Origin of the sequence: Paracoccus lutimaris (genome assembly GCF_003337565.1) — a bacterium.
Taxonomy (GTDB): Bacteria; Pseudomonadota; Alphaproteobacteria; order Rhodobacterales; family Rhodobacteraceae; genus Paracoccus; species Paracoccus lutimaris.
In genome coordinates, this window is record NZ_QPJL01000033.1 from 1 (window position 1) to 21774 (window position 21774).

At 65.9% G+C, this 21774-nt stretch carries 21 protein-coding genes and 1 pseudogene; 7 read left to right on the forward strand and 15 right to left on the reverse strand.

Translation table 11 applies throughout. The features are described 5' to 3' along the window. The 10 genes and pseudogenes from DFP89_RS18055 to iolD all read right to left on the reverse strand — a co-directional run. Nucleotides 1–152, reverse strand: a pseudogene (locus DFP89_RS18055) (IS256 family transposase); the annotation flags it as partial. A 64-nt stretch (nt 153–216) separates the two neighbouring features. Then, entirely contained in the window at nt 217–528 is a 312-nt protein-coding gene (locus tag DFP89_RS18060; RefSeq protein ID WP_220269874.1) for a hypothetical protein, read from the reverse strand. Nucleotides 529–532: 4 nt separating this feature from the next. After that, the gene (locus DFP89_RS18065) at nt 533–1927 is read right to left on the reverse strand and encodes a GMC family oxidoreductase (RefSeq protein ID WP_220269875.1); all 1395 of its coding nucleotides are present in this window, start codon (nt 1925–1927) and stop codon (nt 533–535) included. Further along, complete coding sequence (locus DFP89_RS20605) at nt 1861–2184, reverse strand: FAD-dependent oxidoreductase (RefSeq protein ID WP_220269876.1); 324 nt, start codon at nt 2182–2184, stop codon at nt 1861–1863. Before DFP89_RS20605 ends, DFP89_RS18065 begins: the two co-directional genes overlap by 67 nt. Continuing rightward, nucleotides 2184–2729 carry a sugar dehydrogenase complex small subunit gene (locus tag DFP89_RS18070; protein ID WP_181870388.1) on the reverse strand — a complete coding sequence of 182 codons (546 nt, stop codon included), beginning with the start codon at nt 2727–2729 and terminating at the stop codon, nt 2184–2186. The genes DFP89_RS20605 and DFP89_RS18070 overlap by 1 nt, the downstream gene beginning before the upstream one ends. Nucleotides 2730–3010: 281 nt before the next feature. Further along, a complete protein-coding gene (locus tag DFP89_RS18075; protein ID WP_114350757.1) occupies nt 3011–4144 on the reverse strand; it encodes a Gfo/Idh/MocA family protein in 1134 nt (377 codons plus the stop codon). A 29-nt stretch (nt 4145–4173) separates the two neighbouring features. After that, nucleotides 4174–5232, reverse strand: a complete 1059-nt coding sequence (locus DFP89_RS18080) for a sugar phosphate isomerase/epimerase family protein (protein WP_114350742.1) — start codon at nt 5230–5232, stop codon at nt 4174–4176. Between the two features lies 1 nt (nt 5233). Further along, the gene (locus DFP89_RS18085; protein WP_114350743.1) at nt 5234–6046 is read right to left on the reverse strand and encodes an SDR family oxidoreductase; all 813 of its coding nucleotides are present in this window, start codon (nt 6044–6046) and stop codon (nt 5234–5236) included. Next, nucleotides 6043–6936, reverse strand: coding sequence for a myo-inosose-2 dehydratase (gene iolE, locus DFP89_RS18090; protein ID WP_114350744.1), 894 nt, complete (start codon nt 6934–6936; stop codon nt 6043–6045). The genes DFP89_RS18085 and iolE overlap by 4 nt, the downstream gene beginning before the upstream one ends. A gap of 1 nt (nt 6937) precedes the next feature. Further along, nucleotides 6938–8809 (reverse strand): 3D-(3,5/4)-trihydroxycyclohexane-1,2-dione acylhydrolase (decyclizing), encoded by a 1872-nt coding sequence (gene iolD / locus DFP89_RS18095; RefSeq protein WP_114350745.1) that lies wholly within the window; start codon nt 8807–8809, stop codon nt 6938–6940. A gap of 103 nt (nt 8810–8912) precedes the next feature. Here iolD and iolG point away from each other — a divergent pair, with 103 nt between their 5' ends. The 6 genes from iolG to DFP89_RS18125 all read left to right on the forward strand — a co-directional run bounded on the left by iolG (nt 8913) and on the right by DFP89_RS18125 (nt 15324). Beyond that, nucleotides 8913–9920 carry an inositol 2-dehydrogenase gene (iolG, locus tag DFP89_RS18100; protein ID WP_114350746.1) on the forward strand — a complete coding sequence of 336 codons (1008 nt, stop codon included), beginning with the start codon at nt 8913–8915 and terminating at the stop codon, nt 9918–9920. 3 nt (nt 9921–9923) lie between these two features. Beyond that, nucleotides 9924–11351, forward strand: a complete 1428-nt coding sequence (locus DFP89_RS18105; RefSeq protein WP_114350747.1) for an NAD-dependent succinate-semialdehyde dehydrogenase — start codon at nt 9924–9926, stop codon at nt 11349–11351. A gap of 14 nt (nt 11352–11365) precedes the next feature. Next, on the forward strand, nt 11366–12178 hold the full coding sequence (locus DFP89_RS18110; protein ID WP_114350748.1) for an HpcH/HpaI aldolase family protein: 813 nt from the start codon (nt 11366–11368) through the stop codon (nt 12176–12178). Then, nucleotides 12178–13146: a hydroxyacid dehydrogenase gene (locus DFP89_RS18115; protein WP_114350749.1), complete on the forward strand. Its 969-nt coding sequence runs from the start codon at nt 12178–12180 to the stop codon at nt 13144–13146. Before DFP89_RS18110 ends, DFP89_RS18115 begins: the two co-directional genes overlap by 1 nt. Further along, the gene (locus DFP89_RS18120) at nt 13139–14266 is read left to right on the forward strand and encodes a Gfo/Idh/MocA family protein (protein WP_114350750.1); all 1128 of its coding nucleotides are present in this window, start codon (nt 13139–13141) and stop codon (nt 14264–14266) included. The genes DFP89_RS18115 and DFP89_RS18120 overlap by 8 nt, the downstream gene beginning before the upstream one ends. A gap of 185 nt (nt 14267–14451) precedes the next feature. Next, nucleotides 14452–15324 (forward strand): MurR/RpiR family transcriptional regulator, encoded by an 873-nt coding sequence (locus DFP89_RS18125; RefSeq protein WP_114350751.1) that lies wholly within the window; start codon nt 14452–14454, stop codon nt 15322–15324. A 51-nt stretch (nt 15325–15375) separates the two neighbouring features. Here the strand turns inward: DFP89_RS18125 and DFP89_RS18130 are convergent, their stop codons facing one another. After that, complete coding sequence (locus DFP89_RS18130) at nt 15376–17028, reverse strand: winged helix-turn-helix domain-containing protein (RefSeq protein ID WP_114350752.1); 1653 nt, start codon at nt 17026–17028, stop codon at nt 15376–15378. A gap of 128 nt (nt 17029–17156) precedes the next feature. Between DFP89_RS18130 and DFP89_RS18135 the strand changes: the two genes are divergently transcribed. Next, nucleotides 17157–17366 carry a hypothetical protein gene (locus tag DFP89_RS18135; protein WP_114350753.1) on the forward strand — a complete coding sequence of 70 codons (210 nt, stop codon included), beginning with the start codon at nt 17157–17159 and terminating at the stop codon, nt 17364–17366. Here the strand turns inward: DFP89_RS18135 and DFP89_RS18140 are convergent. The 4 genes from DFP89_RS18140 to DFP89_RS20405 all read right to left on the reverse strand — a co-directional run bounded on the left by DFP89_RS18140 (nt 17363) and on the right by DFP89_RS20405 (nt 21614). Further along, complete coding sequence (locus DFP89_RS18140) at nt 17363–18379, reverse strand: ABC transporter permease (RefSeq protein WP_114350754.1); 1017 nt, start codon at nt 18377–18379, stop codon at nt 17363–17365. The two genes, DFP89_RS18135 and DFP89_RS18140, sit on opposite strands and share 4 nt — an antisense overlap. Before the next feature lie 45 nt (nt 18380–18424). Continuing rightward, nucleotides 18425–19960 carry a sugar ABC transporter ATP-binding protein gene (locus DFP89_RS18145; RefSeq protein ID WP_114350755.1) on the reverse strand — a complete coding sequence of 512 codons (1536 nt, stop codon included), beginning with the start codon at nt 19958–19960 and terminating at the stop codon, nt 18425–18427. Between the two features lie 157 nt (nt 19961–20117). Further along, nucleotides 20118–21044, reverse strand: coding sequence for a sugar ABC transporter substrate-binding protein (locus tag DFP89_RS18150; RefSeq protein ID WP_114350756.1), 927 nt, complete (start codon nt 21042–21044; stop codon nt 20118–20120). 432 nt (nt 21045–21476) lie between these two features. Then, entirely contained in the window at nt 21477–21614 is a 138-nt protein-coding gene (locus DFP89_RS20405) for a hypothetical protein (protein ID WP_181870389.1), read from the reverse strand. Nucleotides 21615–21774 lie beyond the last annotated feature (160 nt).

Genomic DNA, 21774 nt, shown 5'->3' on the forward strand with positions numbered 1-21774 from the left:
CTTTCCTCAGCGAACGCGGCGAGGAGCGTTGCCAGCTCGGCCTCAACCGCTTGTTCGATCAGCTTGCGCGCACCCTCCCGGATGAGGTCCGTCAGTGGATCCGGCGAAAACCCCGATGGATCGGGCAGCGTGCTGATGGTAGTCTCCGACATGTGGCATATCCCTTTCTCGGCTGAGAATTGACGGCGTCTGAACACCGCCATGATATGCCGCCCCTCAGGGCATCACCAACTTTCGCGCGTTACTCCGGGCGAATTCCTCTTGGCTGTAATCGCCGATGCCATGGGATTTCGACGGGGTGATATTGGTGGACCAGATCGTTCCCAGCGGCGATTCAATCGCGTAGCCGCCGGCAAACTCCGCCCCGCCCGGCGCGGTGTGGCAGGCGACGCAATCGGCCAGCGTCGCCAGATAGCGCCCGCGTTCAACCGGGTCCTGATCCGCCGTCTGACCCGCCGTCTGCGCCGCTGCCGATCCGGCCAGAGCCACGGCGGCGGCGAAGCAGGACGCATGCAAAACCTTCGACATCGCCTTACCCTTTCAAGGTTCGGGATATATCCGCCGCCGCCTTCAGGCCAAGCGCGGCCATGGTCAGGGTCGAGTTCACCACGCTGGCCGAGGCCATCGGCCCGCCGCCCGGAAGCCAGAGGTTTTCGTGATCATGCGCCCGGCAATCGCCATTGGTCACCGAATCCGCCGGGTCCGCGCCCATGATGGTGCCGCCCATCATGTGGTTGTTGGCATTGAGCGAGGTCGTGGCCACGAAATCCGTGGCGCCGAACAGATCGGCGATGCCGCGCAGCTGCTCGACCGAGACGGTATAGCCCTGCCGCACGTAATCGCCGACATCGTAATAGACATCGGGACAGGGGATGCCATGCGGGTCCATCCGGGTCGTGGACAAGGTGATGCGGTTTCTGGGGTCGGGCAGTGGCTCAAGGCTGATCGACAGATCGACGCCATGGGTCGTGCGGCGGCGGATCTCGGCATTCAGCGCCTCGCCGACGAAACCGTCCTCGATCGCGGCCTTGGCCATCTGCGGCGCCTGATTGAAGTTGTAAAGAATGACCTTGGTTGCCGAGTATTCCGACCGGAAGGCCCCATCCCTCGGACCGACCATGCAGCTTGACTGCGCGGTGCCACGCCCGATCCACAGGGGTTCATTGGCGGTAAAGCGGGCATGAAAGCCGGAATGGTCCATCATGTTGCGCCCGACCTGATCCGAGGAATTCGCGATGCCGGCCGGATTGCGCTCATTCGCGGCCGCCAGCAGCAGGCGCGGGGTCTCCAGCGCATTGCAGGCCAGAACGAAGGCTTTCGCGGTGACTTTGTGCGAAACATGCTGGCTGTCATAGAAATGCACCGCCGTGACGCGGTTCTGCTCGTCGGTGTCGATCCTGTAGACCACCGCCTCGGCAAGGGTCACGGCGCCAAGCGCCTCGGCTGCCTCGACGCTGTGGATGCCGTTATACATGGCGCCGATCGGACAGATCGGCTGGCAGTTGTTGTTGCCGCAGCAGGTCGGCCGCCCGTTCCATGGCCGGGTCGAACGTCCCTGCGGGATCGGCACGAGGTTCCAGCCATGCGGGTTCACCACCTCGGCCATGCGCTTGTCGGCATAGCCCCATGGCACCATGTCCATCGGATAGGGTTTTGAGCGCTCCGGGGGCGATTGCAGCGCCGGATCGTTCGGCCCGGCGACGCCCATGCGTTCCTCGGCCAGCATGTAGAATGGCTCAAGCTCATCGTAAGAGATCGGCCAGTCGCGCCCGACGCCATAGGCCGATTTCATCCGCAGATCGACGGGCAGGTGGCGCCAGCTTGAAGCCGCCCAATGCCATGTCGTGCCGCCGACCGCCTTCAGATAGCCCTGCTGAAAGCCGTTTCCGTCCGGCCCGGACAGGGCGACGTAATCGTTCCTGGGCATGTAAAGCGGCGCCGGCGCCATTGGCGATTGCGGAAACAGCCCCTGATAATCCGAGCCGAGCCGAGGCGATTGGCGAAGGGCATGTTGCGCCAGTTTTCGACCACCTGCCCGCGATTGAGCCGCAGCCCCGCGTCCAGCATCAGGACGGCGTGACCCTCGCCGGCCAATTGCTCCGCGATCAGGGCGCCGACGACCCCCGAGCCGACAATGGCGATATCGGCCGTCGCATCGCCATCGGTGAATACGGGCGATTTCATCACAGCACCTTCGGAAAATTGACGGGAACGCGGGTCACGCCGGGCGGCAGTTGATCGCGCCACCACAGCGGCCCCTTGCTGCAATAGGTCAGAGTGACCAGCCCGTCGGCGACCGGGCGATACATCAGCGCGTCGTGATAGGCGATCATGACGGTCTGCTTGCCGGTGACGGTGCCGGTATACCAAGCCATCAGGACGGCGGTCAGCAGATCGCCCAGCCCCGCCGCGCCAGCCCCGGCCTTCAGCGCCCCGGCATCGGTCGCCCCTGCCGAAAGCGTGGCAAGCTTCGCAAGCCCGTCGCGATTGGCCGCGTCCTCGGCCAGAAGCGCCTCATAGATGCGCGCGGCGATCACCGGATCGAGGTCGTCATAGGCGCTGAGTTTCCGGGACAGATCAAGGAAACCGCCGACATCATCGACCGAGGTCGCGACCTGGGCATAGGCGATCGGCACATGGGCCAGGAGCGCCGCCGCGCAAACCGCCGAATTTGTGAAGAAGCGCCGCGTCATGCCACGGCTGAGCTGGGATCGTGAATGTCGCATCATCACACCTTGCCGTTGATCGCCAACGGGCGTTGCCATGATGCGGTTCCCGGTCCTCGCCCGGATTCTTAATCCGAGGTTGCAGTATTTCCCATGACGCGCGGCGATGCTGAACTTTCGGGCAATGTCCCCTGCACCCCTATCGCAGAGGTTGTGGCGTCGGCGGGTTTCAGCCGTTCGCGCGCCCTCCTCCGCCCGGGATGCCTGCCATTCCTCGCGCCGCCCGCCCTCGGGCAAGCGGGCGCCGCCAAAGCTGCCAGATCATGTGCGCGGTCGATGCGGGATCATACAGCGACGGGGGTGATCCAGGGCTGATCGGCGGCCTCGTGGCTGTTCACGACGGCCTCGACAAAGGCGACGCCTTTCAGCCCGTCATGGGCCAGCGGCAGGTTCTGCCCAAGCGCTGACGGCGCGCGGCCCTCGGCCCGTGCCCGGATCGCCTCGGCGAAACCGGCGTAAAGATTGGCAAAGGCCTCGAGATAGCCTTCCGGGTGGCCGGCGGGCGTGCGAATCCGCAGTTTCGCATCCTCCGAGAGGTCGTCGGCGCCGCGCTTGATGATCTGCACCCGGCCATCCAGCGGCGCAAGGATCAGCTCGTTGGGCTGTTCCTGAAACCATGAAAGCGCGCCGGTCTCGCCAAAGACGCGCAGCCGCACGCCGTTGGAATTGCCCAAGGCCACCTGCGACGACCACAAAAGCCCGCGCGCCCCGCCCTGATAGCGCATCATGACATGGGCGTTGTCGTCCAGCGCCCGGCCCGGCACGAAGGTCGCCAGATCGGCGGTCAGCGATTGCAGCGTCAATCCGGTGACAAAGCCCGCAAGATGATAGGCATGGGTGCCGATATCGCCGATCGAGCCGCCGCGTCCGTTCTTGGTCGGATCGGTGCGCCATGCGGCCTGCGCATTGCCCTTTTGCTCGATGGCGGTCGCCATCCATTCCAGCGGATATTCGACCTGCACCGTGCGGATCGCGCCGATTTCACCCCTTGCCACGCGGACGCGGGCCTCATGCACCATCGGATAGCCGGAATAGGTATAGGTCACGCCGACAAAGCGGCCGCTGTCGCGCGCCAGAGCCGCAAGCGCCACCGCATCCGCCAGCGTCGCGGTCAGCGGCTTTTCGCAGATCACGTCGAAGCCCGCCTCGATCAGCGCCTTTGCAATCGGGTAATGGGTGAAGTTCGGCGTGCAGATCGCCACCGCGTCCACGCGACCCTCGCGCCCGGTCTCGCCGGCGATCAGGTCCTGATAGCTGCCATAGCTGCGCGCGGGATCCAGCCCCTCGGCAAGGGCGAAATCGCGGCCACGCTGCGGGTCGACATCGAACGCGCCGGCCACCAGTTGCCATGCCCCGTCCAGCCGCGAGGCCAGGCGATGGATATTGCCGATATAGGCGCCCTGCCCGCCACCGATCATGCCAAGCCGCAGGGGTCGTTTCACGCGCATCATTCCTCCAGTCCGAGCATGGCCCGGTTGGCGCGACGGTCGGCGCCGGATTTCACGAAATCATCAAAGGCCCGGTCCGAGACGCGGATGATGTGATTGGCGATGAAGCGCGCGCCCTCGGCCGCGCCATCCTCGGGGTTCTTGACGAAACATTCCCATTCCAGAACCGCCCAGCCGTCAAAGCCATGGGTGGTCAGCTTGGTGAAGACGGCGCCGAAATCGACCTGCCCGTCGCCGGGGCTGCGGAAGCGCCCGGCGCGTTTCGACCATGGCTGATAGCCGCCATAGGCGCCGGATTTGCCGTCGGGGCGGAACTCGGCATCCTTGACGTGGAAGGTCTTGATGCGGTCGTGGTAGTGATCGATGAACGCGAGATAATCCAGCGCCTGCAAGACGAAATGGCTGGGATCATACATCAGGTTGGCGCGGGGGTGGTGCTTCACCTTGTCAAGGAAGAACTCCCAGCTATGGCCGTCATGCAGGTCCTCGCAGGGGTGGATTTCATAGCAGACATCCACGCCATGGGCGTCGAAATCGTCGAGGATCGGGGTCCAGCGCCGGGCCAGCTCGTCAAAGCCCTCCTCGACCAGCCCCTCGGGCCATTGCGGATAGGGGTAAAGATAGGGCCAGAGCAGCGACCCCGAAAAGGTCACATGCCGGTCGATGCCCAGCCGTTTCGAGGCGCGCGCGGCATATCGCAGCTGCTCTTCGGCCCAGGCCCGCCGTGCCGCCGGATTGCCGCGCAGCGCCACTGGTGCGAAACTGTCCATGATCGCGTCATGGGCGGGATGCACCGCCACCAGCTGCCCGGTGATATGCGAGGCGAATTCGGTGATCTGCAACCCGTGATCGGCAAGCATTCCGGTCAGCTCGTCGCAATAGGTTTCGCTTTCGGCGGCCTTCCGCATGTCGATCAGGCGCGCGTCCCAGGTCGGGATCTGCACGCCCTTGAACCCCTTCGCCGCCGCCCATTTCGCCAGGCTGGGCAGAGAATTATAGGGCGCGTCATCGGCGGCGAATTGCGCAAGGAAGACCCCCGGCCCCTTGATCGTGCGCATCTTACGCCTCCATCGCGGCGGCCGGCACCGGCGCGTCATCATAGCCGCCATGGATCGACTGATCGAAGGGGATCACCGCGCCGGTCATCATCCCGGCATCGCCCGAGGCCATCCACAGCACCGCGCGCGCGACCTCGGCCGGGTCCAGAATCCGGCCAAAGGGCTTTTGCGCGGCGGCACGGTCGATAAAGCCCGCATCGCCGGTTTCCTGTTCGATCAGCTTGCGTTCATGGTCCGAATTCATCCAGCCGATATCCAGCTGGTTCACATGGATGCGGTTGCGCATCAGCGCGAATGCGGCGTTGCGGGTCAGCGTCGCCAGCCCGCCCTTCGAGGCGGCATAGGGCGCAAGGAAAGGCTGGCCGACCAGCGCCGACATCGAGCCGATATTGACGATGCGCCCCTCGGCCCGCTCGCGGATCATCACCTTGGCCGCATCCTGGATCAGGAAGAAGGGCGCGCGGGTATTGACCGCGAACATGCGGTCGAAAAGCTCGGGCGAGGTGTTCAGGATCGTGCCGCGATCCGTCAGCCCGGCGGCATTGACCAGGATATCGACCCGGCCAAAGACCCGGTCGGCATGGGCGATGATGCTGCGCACCTCATCGATATCGGCCAGATCGGCCGGGACCATTTCGACCGGAACACCGGTCTGGCCTGTGATCCCGGCGGCGACGGCGCGGCCCTTGTCCAGCCCGCGCCCGACGATCACGATGCCGGCCGCGCCCGCATCCGCGAACAGCCGCGCGATGGCGGCGCCCAGCCCCTGCGTCGCGCCGGTGATCACGGCGATCTTTCCGTCAATCCTGTTCATTGCATCACCTCATATCCGGCGGCGTCCATGACGCGCATCAATTCGCGATGGCCCTTGCGGGCCATCTCCAGCGGCGGGTTGGCGACCGGGTCCTGTTCTGCCTCGACCACGAACCAACCCTGATATCCCTTGGCGGCCAGCATCCCGACGATGGCCTCGAAATCCAGACTGCCATCGCCGGGCACGGTGAAGGCGCCCTTGATCACCGCATCAAGAAAGCTCTCGCGGCTGCGGTCCAGCCCCTCGATCACCGCGCGGCGGATATCCTTGGTGTGGACATGGCTGATGCGGGCGTGGTGGTTCTCGATCACCCGCATCACATCGCCGCCCGCAAAGGCCATGTGCCCCGCATCAAACAGCAACGGCACCGAGGAATGCTTCATCAGCAGGTCCAGCTCGGCCTCGGTCTCGACCGCCGCGGCCATGTGGTGATGATAGGAAATCGGCATCCCCTCGGCCGCGCACCAATCGGCGAAATCGCTGATCCTGCGCCCATAGGCAGCCATCTCGGCCTCGGTCAGCCGCGGCTTTCTGGCCAGCGGCACATGACGCATCCCTTGGATTGAACGCGCGGTTTCGCCGTAGACGATACAGGGCGCGCCGGCGGCGACAAAGAACCGCATCTGCGCGGCAATGCGGTCCTTTTCCGCCTCGAGGTCGCCATCCAGCAGCAGGCCCGAGAACCAGCCCCCGCAAACCGAGATCGCGAAACGTTCAAGCACCGGGCCAAGCGCGGCCATGTCCATCGGAAAGCGCCGCCCCGTCTCCATCCCGGTGAAGCCCGCCTCCGAGGCCTGCCGCAGGCATTCCTCAAGGCTGACATCGTCGGAAAGCTCGGCAAGGTCGTCATTCCACCACGCGATCGGGGCAATGCCCAGTCTGGCTTTCATCCTACACCCCGACCCGCTGCGCCTGACGGATCTTTTCCTGCGCCGCACGCGCCGCGCGCACGGTTTCAAAGGTCGAGACCTCGGGTACGCCCACGTCCCAATCGGCGTCGCCCGGCACCCATTTCCACGCATCCGAGACAATCGAGATGACCGTGACCCCATCATTGCCCTGCGCCCAGATCAGCGCCTCCTCCAGATCGGCGAGGCTGTCGGCATGGCGCGCCTGCGCCCCCATCGCCTCGGCATGCTTGACGAAATCGACATGGATCGGATTGTCGCGGTTCTTCACCCGGCAATCGGTCAGCAGATTGTTGAAGCCCGGTACGCCCTTGGCCTGCTGCAACCGGTTGATGACCGCATAGCCGCCATTGTCGCAGACCACGACGATCATCTTGTGGCCGGTCAGTGCCGCCGAATAGATGTCCGAGTTCATCATCATGTAGGTGCCGTCGCCCAGCATGACGATGGGCGTGCCGCCTGTCCCGCCTGGCCCCTCCTGCGCCATGGCACAGCCCCAGCCGGCCGCGATCTCGTAGCCCATGCAGGAAAAGCCGAATTCGCAATCGAAGGTGTTCGCGTCCTTGACCCGCCAGCCCTTGGTGATCTCGCCCGGTGTGCCGCCGGCGGCGCCGATCAGCGTGTCATTGGGGCGTGCGACCCTGTTCATCACGCCGATGACCTGCGCATAGGACGGGACCGCGGCATTCGTCGGCCGCTGATGCTCGTCAAGGACCGCGTTCCATTCCGCGAAGAGCTGCCGGGCATAGGTCATCAGCCCCGGCGTGGCCCGCCAGTCGTCCAGCGCCACGTCCAGCTCGGCCAGACCCTCGCGCGCGTCGCCCACGACCGACAGCGCCCGGTGCTTGACCGCGTCGAAACGTGCCGCATTCAGCGAGATGAACCGCGCCTCATGCGAGAAGGCCGTCCACGACCCGGTGGTGAAATCCTGCAACCGGGTCCCGATGGCCAGAATCACGTCGGCCTCGCGCGCCAGCTGGTTGGCCGAGGTCGAGCCGACAATCCCGATCGGCCCGGCATGAACCGGGTGATCGTGGGTCAGCGCGCCTTTTCCGGCAATGGTCTCGACCACCGGAATGCCGCGCCGGGCGGCGAAATCGGCCAGAGCCTCGCCGGCCAGCGAATAGCGCACCCCGCCGCCCGAGATGATCAGCGGGCGTTTCGCCGATTTCAGCAGCGCCGCCGCCTCGGCCAGGGCATCGCGGTCAGGGCGCGACCGGGGGATCCGCCACAGCTTCGGTTCAAAGAACACCTCGGGATAGTCGAAGGCGCGCTCCTGCGTGTCCTGCGCCAGACCGATGAAGGCGGGGCCGCAATCGGCCGGGTCCAGCATCGTCGCCACCGCCTGCGGCAGCGAGGTGATGATCTGCTCGGGCAGGGTGATGCGGTCCCAGTAGCGCACCACCGGCTTGAAGGCGTCATTCACGGTGATGGTCGGATCGCCGAATTGCTCGACCTGTTGCAGCACCGGATCGGGCAGGCGATTGGCGAAGGTGTCGCCAGCGATCAGCAGCACCGGCAGGCGATTCGCCATGGCGGTGCCCGCCGCTGTCACCATATTCGCCGCCCCCGGCCCGATCGAGGTCGCGGCAATCATGATCTGCCGCCGCCGCTTGGCCTTGGCAAAGCCGATCGCGGCCAGCGCCATCGACTGTTCGTTCTGGCCGCGCCATGTCGGCAACTGGTCCTGCACCTGTTCAAGCGCCTCGCTGAGGCAGGACACATTGCCATGCCCAAAGATGCCAAAGACGCCCGCAAACAGCGGCACGCGGGTGCCGTCAATCTCGGTGAACTGGTTGCAAAGGTAGCGCACAAGGGCCTGAGCCATGGTCAGGCGCACGGTTTTCGCGGTCATTTCGCCTCCTCCAGCGATGCTGTTTCGGGGACATTACGGAATGATGATTGACAATGCAATAGTTTTGCAATGATCATTGCGAAGTGAGATTTGGAGGAGCCAGATGACCAGAATCGCCGTTCTCGGCACGGGCCGCATCGGCCGCATGCATGCCGAAAACATCGCCGCCCATCCGCGCGCCAGCCTGGCCGGCGTCTATGACATTCATGCCCCCGCCGCCCGTGACGTGGCCGAAAGACTGGCCGCGCCGCAATTCGATTCGGTCGATGCGGTGCTGGGTTCGGATCAGGTGGATGCGGTGCTGATCGCGACCTCGACGCCCACCCATGCCGACCTGATCGAGGCCGCCGTCGCCGCCGGCAAGGCGATCCTGTGCGAAAAGCCGATCGACCTGTCGCTTAAGCGCGTGAATGCCTGCGCGGCGACCATCGCCGGCACCCGGCTGCCGATCATGCTGGGTTTCGTGCGCCGCTTCGATCCCGGCCATGCCGGCGTCCGCCGCGCGATCGAGGCGGGCCGGATCGGCGATCTGCACCAGGTCGCCATCACCTCGCGCGATCCCGGCGTGGCGCCCGATGCCTATATCGAGGTTTCGGGCGGCATCTTTCGCGACATGACCATCCATGACTTCGACATGGCCCGCTTTATCCTGGGCGAAGAGATCGCCGAGCTGACCGCGACCGGCGCGCGCCTGGTCGATCCCGCGCTGATGGCACGCTGCGACGATTACGACACCGTCAGCGTGCTTATGAAGACGGCGACGGGCAAGCAGGCGGTCATCAGCAATTCGCGCCGCGCGGTCTATGGCTATGACCAGCGCGTCGAGGCCTTCGGCAGCGCCGGCATGGCCATCTCGGACAACCAGCCCATCGATCAGCTGCGGCTTTATGGCGGCGATTTCACCGACCGTGCCGCGCCGCTGAAGAACTTCTTCATCGACCGCTATGCGGATGCCTTTGCCGCCGAGATCGGCGCCTTTGTCGATGCCGTCGAACAGGGCAGCCCTCCGGCCGTCGGCTTCGAGGACGGACGGCAGGCGCTCATCCTGGCCGAGGCCGCCATCCGCTCGGTCCGCGAGGGTCGCACCGTCAAAATCAACGAGATCGGATAGGTGATGTATCACAATTTCGGATTGTTCATCGGTGGCGCCTGGACCTCCGGCACCGCCAGCGCCGAAGTCGTCTCGCCGGTGACCGGCAAGCTTCTGGCCGAGGTGCCCGTTGCCCGTATCGGGGATACCCGCGCGGCGCTGGATGCCGCTGCCGCGGCCCTGCCGCTGCTGCGCGCCATGGGCGGCTTTGGCCGGGCGGATGCCCTGCACCGGGCCGCCGACGAGATGATCCGCCGTGCCGACGAGGCGGCGCGGATGATCTGTCTGGAAACCGGCAAGCCCATCGCACAGGCGGCCCGCGAATGGGTCCTCGCCTGCGACCAGTTCCGCTGGTACGCCGAGGAGGCCCGCCGCATTTATGGCCGCATCATCGACAGCCGCGTGCCCGGCGGACGATTCGAGGTCACCCGCGAGGCCGTGGGCATCACCGGCGCCTTCACCGCCTGGAACTTTCCTGCCGCCCTGCCAGCCCGCAAGCTGGCCCCGGCGCTGGCCGCCGGCTGCCCGGTGGTCCTGCGGCCATCCTCGCAGACGCCGGGCGTGGCGATGGTGATGGTCGATTGCCTGCGCGCGGCGGGCCTGCCCGACGGCGCGGTCAACCTTGTCATCGGCGCAACCGGCGACACCTATGCCCCGATCATGGCCGATGCGCGGGTGCGCAAGGTCAGCCTGACCGGCTCGACGCGCATCGGCCAGCAGATGATCCGCGACGCGGCGGATACGGTGAAAAAGGTCTCGATGGAGCTGGGCGGCAACGCGCCGCTGATCGTCTATGACGATGCCGATCTGGAGGCCGCGCTGGATGTCGCCGTGCCCACCAAATTCGCCAATTGCGGTCAGGTCTGCGTGACGCCCGACCGCTTCTTCATCCATGACAGCCTGCATGACGCCTTTGTTCAGGGCTTTGTCGCCCGCGCGGCAAGGATCAGGCTGGGCGACGGCCTGGACCCGGCGACCGGCATGGGCCCGCTGATCAATGCCGGCCGTCTGGCCGAGATCGAGGCCATCGTTCAGGACGCCGTCGCCGCGGGCGCGACACTGGCCCATGGCGGCCGGCGCGCTGATCGCAACCAGGGCTTTTTCTTTGAACCCACGGTGCTGACCGGGGTAAGCGACGACATGCGCGTCTTTGCCGAGGAGAATTTCGGCCCCATCGCCGCCATCACCCGGTTCCGTGACGAGGACGAGGTTCTGGCCCGCGCCAATGCCAGCGAAATGGGCCTTTCGGCCTATGCCTTCACCCGCTCGCCCGACCGCGCCCGGCGCACCGTCGCCGCGCTCAAGGCCGGCATGGTCGGGATCAACAGCTTCGCCATGGCCGCCAGCGAGGCGCCCTTTGGCGGCACCAATCATTCCGGCATGGGCCGCGAGGGCGGCAGCGAGGGGATCGGGGATTACCTCGATACCAAGCTGGCCCAGATCGTCTTCTGAGGGAGGAAGGAAGGATGAGAAAGAACAGGCTCCGCGAGATCTGGGCCGAGGGACGCCCGGTGCTGCATGGCTGGCTGTCCATCGCCAGCCCCTTCAACGCCGAGATCATGGCGGCCCAGGATTACGACGCGATCTCGATCGACATCCAGCACGGCGCGGTCGATTACAAGGATGTGCTGGCGATGTTTCAGGCCATGCGCGCCTCGGGCAAGGTACTGATGGCGCGGGTGCCGTGGCTGGACCCGTCATGGATCATGAAGGTACTGGATGCCGGCGCCTATGGCATCATCTGCCCGATGATCAACACCCGCGCGCAGGCAGAGGAATTCCTGCGCTACATGCGCTATCCGCCGCTGGGCGAGCGCAGCTTCGGCCCGACCCGCGCCGCCTATGCCGCCGGGGCCGATTACGCCGCCGAGGCCAATCACGAGATCCTTGCCTGGGCGATGATCGAAACCGCCGAGGCGATGCGCAATCTGGACGAGATCGCCGCCACCCCCGGCCTTGACGGCATCTATGTCGGACCGGCGGATCTGGCATTCTCGCTGTCCGAAGGCCGGTTGACCCCTGCATTCGACCGCGAGGAACCCGAGGTGATCGCCGCGATCCAGACCATCCTTGCCGCCTGCAAGCGCAACGGCCTGAAAGCCGCATTGCATTGCGGAACCCCGGAATATGCCGCCCGCGCCATCGGCTGGGGCTTTGACATGACCACCGTATCGGGGGATTCGCGCCTGCTGGCGCAGGCCGCCGCGCAATCGGTCGCGACATGGCGCCAGTTGACGGACGGCAGCACCGCTCCCGGCACGCCGAAAGGAGGCTATTGATGACCCATCTTCTGGTCGCGGGCAAGCTGCACCCCTCGGGCGAGGCGCTGCTGCGCGAGTTGCCCGCGCGGGGCGTGAGCGTGGATTATGTCGAAGAGGTCTCCGAGGCCTCATATGCGCCGCTGATCGGCCGCGCCGATGCGCTGGTGATCCGCACCCAGCCGCTGAGCGCCGCCACCATCGCCCGCGCCGGGCAACTGAAGGTCGTCTCGCGCCATGGCGTCGGCTATGACGCCGTCGACCTGCCGGCGCTGGACGCGCGCGGCATCGCGCTGACCATCGTCGGCGACGTGAATTCGGTCTCTGTCGCGGAACATGCGATGATGCAGCTTCTGGCCGCCGCCAAGCGGGTGCTGCGCGCCGACCGCGCCGTGCGCGATCCGGGCCAGTGGGGCTGGCGCAACCGGCTTGAGCAGCAAGAGATCAGCGGCAAGCGCCTGCTGATCCTGGGCTATGGCCGCACCGGACGGAATCTGGCGCGCATGGCCGCCGGGTTCGACATGCAGGTGCGCGCCTATGACCCCTATCTGCAACAGACCGGCTGGCCGCAGGGACCGGTGCCGCCGGTCGCGCTGGCCGAAGGGCTGGCCTGGGCCGATTGCATCTCGGTCCATATCCCGCGCGGCGCCCGGCCCGCCATCGGCGCGGCCGAGATCGCGCTGATGAAACCCGGCGTCATCCTTGCCAATACCGCAAGGGGCGGCGTGGTGGACGAGACGGCGCTGGCCGAGGCGCTGCGCTCGGGGCAGGTCGGCGCCGCTGGCATCGATGTCTTCGACGACGAGCCGCCGGCACCGGACGCGCCTTTGGCCGGCTGCGACAATGCGTTGCTGTCGCCCCATATCGCCGGACTGACCGAGGAATGCAGCGAACGCATGGCGCTGGCCTCGATCCGCAATGCGCTGGACTATCTGGATGGAACCATCGCCCCCGGACTGATCGTCAATCGCGAGGCCCCGAATGTCTAAGCCCGTGCTGAATATCGGCCTGATCGGCAGCGGTTTCATGGGCAAGACCCATGTCTTCGGCTTTGCCTCGGCGCCCCGCGTCTTTGACCTGCCCTATCGGCCGGTGCTGCACAGCCTGGCCGATGCAAGCGACGAGGCCGCGCACCGCGCCGCCGCGACGCTGGGCTTTGCCAAAGCGACCGGCGACTGGCGGCGGCTGATCGAGGATCCCGAAATCGATGTCATCGATATCACCGCCCCCAATGCGCTGCACAAGGAAATGGCACTGGCCGCCATCGCCGCCGGCAAGCATGTCTATTGCGAAAAACCGCTGGCGCCCCGGGCCGCCGAGGCGCGCGAAATGGCCGATGCCGCCGAGGCGGCGGGCGTCAGGACCCAGGTCGGCTTCAACTATCTGTGCAACCCGATGCTGGCCCTGGCGCGCGAGATGATCGCCGCTGGCGAACTTGGCGAGATTCGCGGCTATCGCGGCCTGCATGCCGAGGATTACATGGCCGATGCCCATGGCCCATGGAGCTTTCGCCACGATCCGGCCGGGGGCGGCGCGCTGGCCGATATCGGCAGCCATGCGCTGGCCACGGCGGAATATCTGCTGGGGCCCATCACCCGGGTCATGGGCGATTGCGTGACGCTGATCGACCGCCGCCCCGATGGCAGGGGCGGCATGCGCGCGGTTCAGGTCGATGACGTCGCCCGCGCCTTCCTGCGCTTTGAAAATGGCGCGCAGGGCTCGATCGAGGGCAACTGGATCGCCACCGGCCGCAAGATGCAGCATGACTTCGAGGTCTATGGCACCCGGGGCGCCCTGGCCTTCAGTCAGGAACGCTTCAACGAGCTGCATTTCCATTCCTGCGGGGACGCGCCCGGCAGGCGGGGTTTTCGCCGCATCGAGGCCGGTCCCGAGCATCCGCCCTATGGGCTGTTCTGCGTCGCACCCGGCCATCAGCTGGGCTTCAACGACCTGAAGGCCATCGAGATCGCAGGCTATCTGCGCGCCATCGCGGGCGAGATCCCCGAGCCCTTCGGCTTCCGCAAGGGGCTGCGCATCCAGACATTGGTGGAAACCATTCAGCAATCCTCGGCCCGGCGGCAATGGCTTGACGTGCCGGCCGGGGGGTAAGCGGATCGGGGGCGTCTCTCCTCTCTCCTTCGCCCCCGCCGTCAGGCGCCCGGTCCCCTTCTCGCCGGGCGCCTGACACCCGCGATGACGCCGCCCCCTCGCCGGGGTTAATTCGCCAGCCATCGCAGATGCCCCTTGGTACGCCGCAATAACTGTTGCAAGTTGCCTCAAAAGGATTGCGTCCCATGGCTCTCGTCACGCCCCCACAGAATTACGAAGACCTGATCCGGCTGATCCATGATCGCCATGACGGCATGAGCAAGACCTATCAGCGCATCTCGGTCTATCTGACACAGAACCCCAATGACGTCGCCGTGCATTCCGTCAACGCCATCGCCGAGCGCTGCGGCATCCATGCCTCGAGCTTCGTGCGCTTCGCGCAATCGTTGGGCTACAAGGGGTTCAAGGAATTGCAGGCGCTGTTCCAGAGGCGTCTTGCCACCGCCGCGCCGGGTTTCGAGGCGCGGGTCAAGGCGCTGGAAACCGAATTGAGCGCCGCGCCCGAACGGTCCGAAAAAGGCTTTCTGCGCGATCTGGTGGTGCGTGACATCGCCTCGCTGCAATTGCTGCTGGACGAGATCGACGACCGCGACCTGGCGACGGCGGCGGATCTGCTGTTCAAGGCCGAGGTGGTCTATCTGCTGGGGCAATTGCGCTCGGCCCCGGTGGTCGACCTGCTGCGCTATGTGCTGACCATGCTGGGCAAGCGCTGCGTGCTTCTGGATGCGGGGGGCGGGCTTGCCACCCATATGGCGCGCAGCATCGGCAAGCGTGACGTGCTGCTGGCGGTGTCGTTCCGGTTCTATGCCAATGAGGTGGTGAACATCGTCGAAGAGGCTGGGCAGCGCGGCACCGACATCGTCGCCATTTCCGACAGCACGCTGTCGCCGCTGGCGAAATGGGCGCGGGTGCTGTTCGCCGTGCCGGAACATGACTACAGCTTCTCGCGCTCGCTGGCGGCGCCGATGTGCCTCGCGCAGGCGCTGGTGGTGGCGGTGGCGGCGCGGGTTCAGGACGACGATCAGGCACCGCGCATCCCGACGGTCACCGGGACCTGAGACCGCGATCCGCATGCGGCGGATCGGGACCCCCAGGATGCGGCGCCCGCGCTATTGCGGCAGGCCGGCGGCAGCAAGATCGGCCAACTCGCCCGCCACGATGGCGGGATCGGCATGAAAGGTTCCCCTGCGCCATGCCGCCAGTCCGAAACCCGGCTCCTGCGCGCGCACCATGGCGATCTGGGCACGGGCATCCTCCATGCGATTCAGCCGCACCAGCGTGATCGCATATTGCAGCCGCTGATAGGGCGCGAGCAGATGCGCGGCCTGCGTTTCGCGCGCCGAATCCGCCAGCCGCCCCTGAAGCCGGTACACCCAGGCCCTGAGCGCATGCTGGTAATCGGCGTCTGCCGGGTTCCGCGCCGCGCCGAAATCGATATTGGCAAGCGCCCGGTCATAGGCGCCGGCCGGCGCCAGAAGCTCGGCCAGGTCGGTGATCAGAAACGCATCATAGGGGGCAAGGGCGGTGGTCACCTCGACCTCGTGCAGGACGCGCCCCCAATCCCCGTCGCGCATGGCGACATAGCCAAGCAGCCAGTGCACCAGCGTCGAAACCCAGGGCGGCAGATCCGGCATTGCCTCCAGCTCGCGCGCCAGCCTGGCGGCGGAATCGAAATCGGCCGCAATGTCATCGCTCCAGAAATTATAGCCGCGCCGCCAGTCGTTCCAGGCGAGCTTGACCTTGATGGCGGCCGAGCCGGGATATTTCGCCAGCCCTTCCGCCAGAATCGCGGCGGCGGCGGCATTGCCGCGGGCAGAGCTGTCGCCCAGCATCATGTCCTGGGCACGCATCGCATAGTCATATTCGCCCAGGCTGGCGCTGTCCGTACCCCAGGCCTCGGCATATTCCGCACGCCTGACCTCGCCGCGCGTGCCGGAAAGCGCCGCGATGATCCGCCCGGCCACCGCATCGGCAAGGGCCAGCGGGTCGCTGCCCTGCGCGTCGAACCGGGCTGCCCAGACCTGCCGCCCGGTGGCCGTGGCATCGAGCCGCGCGGTGACGCGCAGTCGCGGACCGTCCCGCCGCACGCTGCCCTCAAGCACGTATTCCGCCCCCAGCTTCCGGCCGAGGATGCGCACATCGCCGCGCTCGTCTTGCAGCGCAAAGGACGAGCGGCGCGCAAGGGTGGCGACCTCGGGGCAGCGGCTCAGCATGGCGATGACGGTCTCGGCAAGGCTTGCGCCAAGATGATCCGGGGCATTGGTCGGGTCCGGAACATCGAACGGCATCACCGCGATGACGGGCGGCGCGTTCGGCGCGACGGCGGCATCATCGGGACGCCGCATAAGCAGCGCCGCCACGGCAAGCCCGCTGCCGGCGATCCCCGCCGCGATCAGGACATGCCGGCGCGACACAGGCCCGGTTCGCGCCGGCGCCGCGCCGGCGGCTGGCGGCAATACAAGCCGGTATCCGCGGCGCGGGATCGTCTGCAAGGCCGCCTGCCCCTTTGGCCCCAGCGCGCGCCGGATCTCGTGGATGCATTGGACCAGGCTGTCATCCGTCACCGCGATCCCCGGCCAGACCGCCGAGATCAGCTCCTCCTTGCCCAGCAGCCGGCCCTGTGCCGCGACAAGCTGGCGAAGAACCTCGAATGACTGATGGCGAAGCGGGACCGGCCGCCCGGCCGCATCGAGAATCTGCCCGGCGGCAAGGTCGACCGTTACGTCATCGATCCTGAACGACAATTCGCGCTGACTGTCCATGCCACCGACGCCCCGCTGCCGTTTGCAGCATAGCGCATTTCGGCGCGATTTCGTCGGATTTCGGCCCGGTTTCGGGACTTCGGCGCGCCGATGGCAGATTCTCGGGCCATCCGGATATGGAGGAAGCCATGTTCATCCAGCTCGTGATTCTTGCCTGCCTTGCCGACGGCGCGACCTGCCGGGACTTTCCGCTGCTCTATGACGCCCGCGAGGTGTCCCTGCTGACCTGCATGACGGCTGCCCAGCCCGAGATCGCGCGCTGGCAGTCCGGGCACCCGCAATGGCAGCCCCGCAAATGGCGTTGCGAGGCTGTCGATCCGGCGCAAAGATCGCTTTAGATGCCGGCCTTGCCACGCCCTTTCTGGCGATAGGTATCGGCAACCACGGCGGCAACGATGATGACGCCCTTCACGATCTCCTGGTAATAGGCGTCGACGCGCAGGAAGGTGAAGCCCGACATCATCAGCCCCAGGATCAGCGTGCCGATGACGGTGCCGAAGATCTTGCCGCGCCCCCCTGACAGCGAGGTGCCGCCGATCACCGCCGCGGCGATGGCATCAAGCTCGTACATCATTCCCATGCCGGCCTGCGCGGTTTCGGCGCGGGCGGCGGTGACGACGCCTGCCAGCCCCGAAAGCAGACCGGCCAGCGCATAGACCTTGACCAGATGGCGCTGGACATTGATGCCCGAGACGCGGGCGGCCTGCGCATTGGCGCCGATGGCATAGGTGAACTTGCCATAGCGGGTGTATTTCAGCAGGATGTGAAAGATCACCGCCACGCCCAGAAAGATGAAGACCGGCAAGGCGCCATTGCCGATGGCGGCGAAACCGTCGGTCGGAAAGCTGATCGGCTGGCCCTTGGTGTACCATTTGGCAAAGCCGCGCGCCGTCACCATCATGCCCAGCGTGGCGATGAAGGGGGGAATGCCGGTGCGCGCGATCAGCTGGCCGTTGACGATCCCGGCCAGCAGCCCCAGCCCCAGCCCGATAGCCAGCGGCACCAGCACCGGCAACCCGGTCAGCGACGGATAGACGGCGCGGTCATAGCCCGCGGCCTGCGCAAAGCTCATCGCCACCATCGCCGTCATCGCCACGACCGAGCCCGAGCTCAGGTCGATGCCGCCGGTGATGATCACCTGCGTGACGCCGATGGCGATGATGCCCACGACCGAGACCTGAAGGATCATGATCGTCAGCCGCTGCGGGTTCATCAGGAAGCTTTGGCCCTGAAAGATCCAGCCCATGATCTCGAAGACCAGCGCCACGCCGACCAGCACCATCAGGATGCCAAGATCGGCCGGCAGGCGCCGCGCCTTCCGGGCGGCGGGTTCGATTTGCACATTGTCCATTGCTTGCTCCTTTTCGGCGCCGGCAGGCGGGCGCCCCCGCGACGCTCAGCGCGCCGCCAGTTCCATGATTTTCACCTGATCGGCCTCGGCGCGGTCGAGGATGCCGGTCATGTGGCCCTCGTGCATGACCATGATCCGGTCCGACATGCCCAGCACCTCGGGCAGTTCCGACGAGATCATGATCACCGCGACCCCCTGCCCGGCCAGACGCGAGATCAGCCGGTGAATCTCTGCCTTGGCGCCGACATCGATGCCGCGCGTCGGCTCGTCCAGAATCAGGATGCGCGGCCTGGTCAGCAGCCAGCGCGCGATCAGCACCTTTTGCTGGTTGCCGCCCGACAGGTTCTCGATGCGCTCGTCCATGCTGGGGGTCTTGACCCGCAGCGTCTCGCGCATTTCGGCGCATTGCCGGTTGACGGCACGCTGCTCGACGAAACCCAGACGGACATTCTGGTCCTGCAGCATGGCAAGCTGCATGTTCTCGAGGATCGACAGGGGCAGGAAACAGCCGGTTTCCTTGCGATCCTCGGTCAGGAAGGCCATGCCGTGTTTCATCGCGTCGGCGGGTGAGGCGATGCGCACCGCCTGCCCGTCGATGCGGATGCGGCCAGAGGTCGCCGGGGTGACGCCGAAAAGTGCCTCGGCCACGTTCGAGCGCCCCGAACCGACCAGCCCGGCCAGCCCCAGGATCTCGCCCTTGCGCAGGTCGAAGCTGATGTCGTGGAACACCCCGTCAAGCGACAACCCGTCGACGGACAGGATCGTGTCCGAGATGTCTGCGGGTTCCTTGGGGAACATGTCGGTGATGTCGCGCCCGACCATCATGCGGATGATGTCGTCGCGCGTCACCTCGTTGCTGGCATGCGTGCCGACATATCTGCCGTCGCGGAACACCGAGAATTCGTCGGCGATCTCGAACAGTTCGTTCATCTTGTGGGTGATGTAGACGATGCCGATGCCGCGCGATTTCAGATCGCGGATGATGGCAAACAGATGCGCGACCTCGGTTTCGGTCAGGGCCGAGGTCGGCTCGTCCATGATCAGCACGTCGGAATCATAGCTGACCGCCTTGGCGATCTCGACCATCTGGCGCTGTGCCACGGTCAGGAACCGCACCTCGGTCAAGGGGTCGATGGCAATGTTCAGACGCGCGAACAGATCCCGCGTCCTGCGCGCCATCGCCGCGTGATCGACCAGACCCAGACGGTTCAGCGGTTCGCGCCGGATCCAGATATTTTCGGCCACGGTCATATAGGGCATCAGCGCCAGTTCCTGATGGATCATGGCGATACCGCGTTCCAGCGCATCCAGCGGGCCGCTCAGCGTCACCTCGTCGCCGCGCAGGCGGATGGTGCCGCGTTCGGGCGTATAGATGCCGGCGATGATCTTCATCAGCGTCGATTTGCCGGCGCCGTTCTCACCCATGAGCGCGTGGACGGTGCCACGCCGCAGGCTCAGGCGGACATCGTCCAGCGCGACGACACCGGGAAACTCCTTGCGGATGCCCTCGATCTCGAGCAGGGGGCCGTCAGCCTTGCTTTTGAAGCGGTCGATGGCCGCCTGTGTCCGTTCCGATATCATCGCGATCTCCCGTTTGCGGAGGGGCGCGCATGGACCGCGCCGCGTCGTCAGTCCATCCGGCCGGCAGCCGCAACGCGCGCCGGGGATGACCTGCCACAGATGCCTTGAGCGGGATGGAAAAGGGCGGCGGCCGTGCCGGCACGCCGCCCCGTCCGGGTCAGTTCCTGGCCTTGTAATCGGCAAGGTTCTGGGGCGTGACCAGTTCAAAGGGCACGGTCACGCGCTGGTCGAAGGTTTCGCCACGGGCGATCTTCAGCACCGTTTCCAGAGCGCCCTCGCCCTGCCCCTTGGCCGATTGATAGACGGTCACGTCCAGATCGCCAGTCTCCATCGCGGACAGCGCGTCCTGGGTGGCATCGACGCCCGAGATGACCACGTCATCCATCGACACCCCGGCCGATTTCAGCGCCTGGATCGCCCCCAGCGCCATCTCGTCATTGTTCGAGATGACCGCGTCGGGCTGCATCCCCGAGGTGATCCAGTTGGTCATCAGGTCCAGCGCCGGCGTGCGCATCCAGTTCGCGGTCTGCTGGTCCAGAACCTCGATCCCCTTGCAGTCGGCGCCCGCCAGCACCTCCTCGGTGGCCTTGGTGCGCCCGCGCTGGCCGGTGGTGCCCAGCTGGCCCAGCAGGATCACGGCCTTGCCCTTGCCCTCAAGCAGCTTGCAGACCTCGGTGGCCTCAAGCCGGCCGGCCTGTTCCTCGTCCGATCCGACCCAGGCCTGCTTTTCGGGAAAGGTTTCCATGTTGGCGGGCAACATGTTCACAAAGACCAGCGGGACACCCGCCTCTTCGGCGATCTTCGACATGGCGCGCCCGGAATCGGCATCGACCAGCATGGTGATGATGCCATCGACGCCCGAAGCGGCGAAGTTCTCGATCTGCGACTGCTGGCGGGCAATGTCGCCCTGCGCATCCTCCATCTGCACCTCGACGCCCATTTCATCGGCGTGACGCTGAATGTTGTGACGCAGCACGGTCAGGAAATTGTCGTCAAACAGCGACATGGCGACGCCGATCTTTTCGGCATGCGCCGTGCCCGCCATCATGGCGCAGATCGCGGATGCGGTCAGGATTTTCTTCATCTGTTGCTCCTCCGGTTGGACCGGGGCGCGCGCGCCGCCGGGGGGCGGGCAAAGCCCATGCGTCAGGGAAAGCGCCGATAGACGCCCCGTTGCATTGACCAAGACCGTGATTTCCCCCGACGCCGGTCGCCCGGCATATGTCATGCGACGGACCCGCGAACGGATGCGCCCTGCTTTCTCCCAGGCGAAACGAATCTCGGGTCGCGCCTTCAACCCCGACAATAGCCGCCCGAATCGCGTATTGCAATAAAAATTGCAGAAACTCTGTGTGGCAATTTTTTGTTTGGATAGCCGTCGCCGGTTCGTCGCGCTGCGCCCTCGGGATCGCAACTGCACGTGCCGGTTCACGCATTGCGCGATGGCTATTCCAGAAATGCCGGAACGCTGCATTTTTGTTGCAGGAAGGAATTCGCCATGTCTCGGGGATCGATATCAGAGCCGCTCCGGCTTGAGCGAATCGCGCATGACATCACCACCGCGATGATCGGCCGCGAGATGCCGGACCCCTTCGCGCCGCGCGGGCCATGCCCGGATCTGCCGCCGGTCCTGCGCCCGGATGAAAATCTCCATGCGCAGGGCCAGACCGAAGATGCCGGCAGGTCATGGTGTCGGGTTGCGGACGGCCCGGGCTGCCCTAGGGTCAGGACCCATTAATCGGCTTGAGGCTGGTCTGCCTGCGTGATTCAAGCTCCCGAACTGACGGGGGTGATGATGAGCAACCTTTACTGGC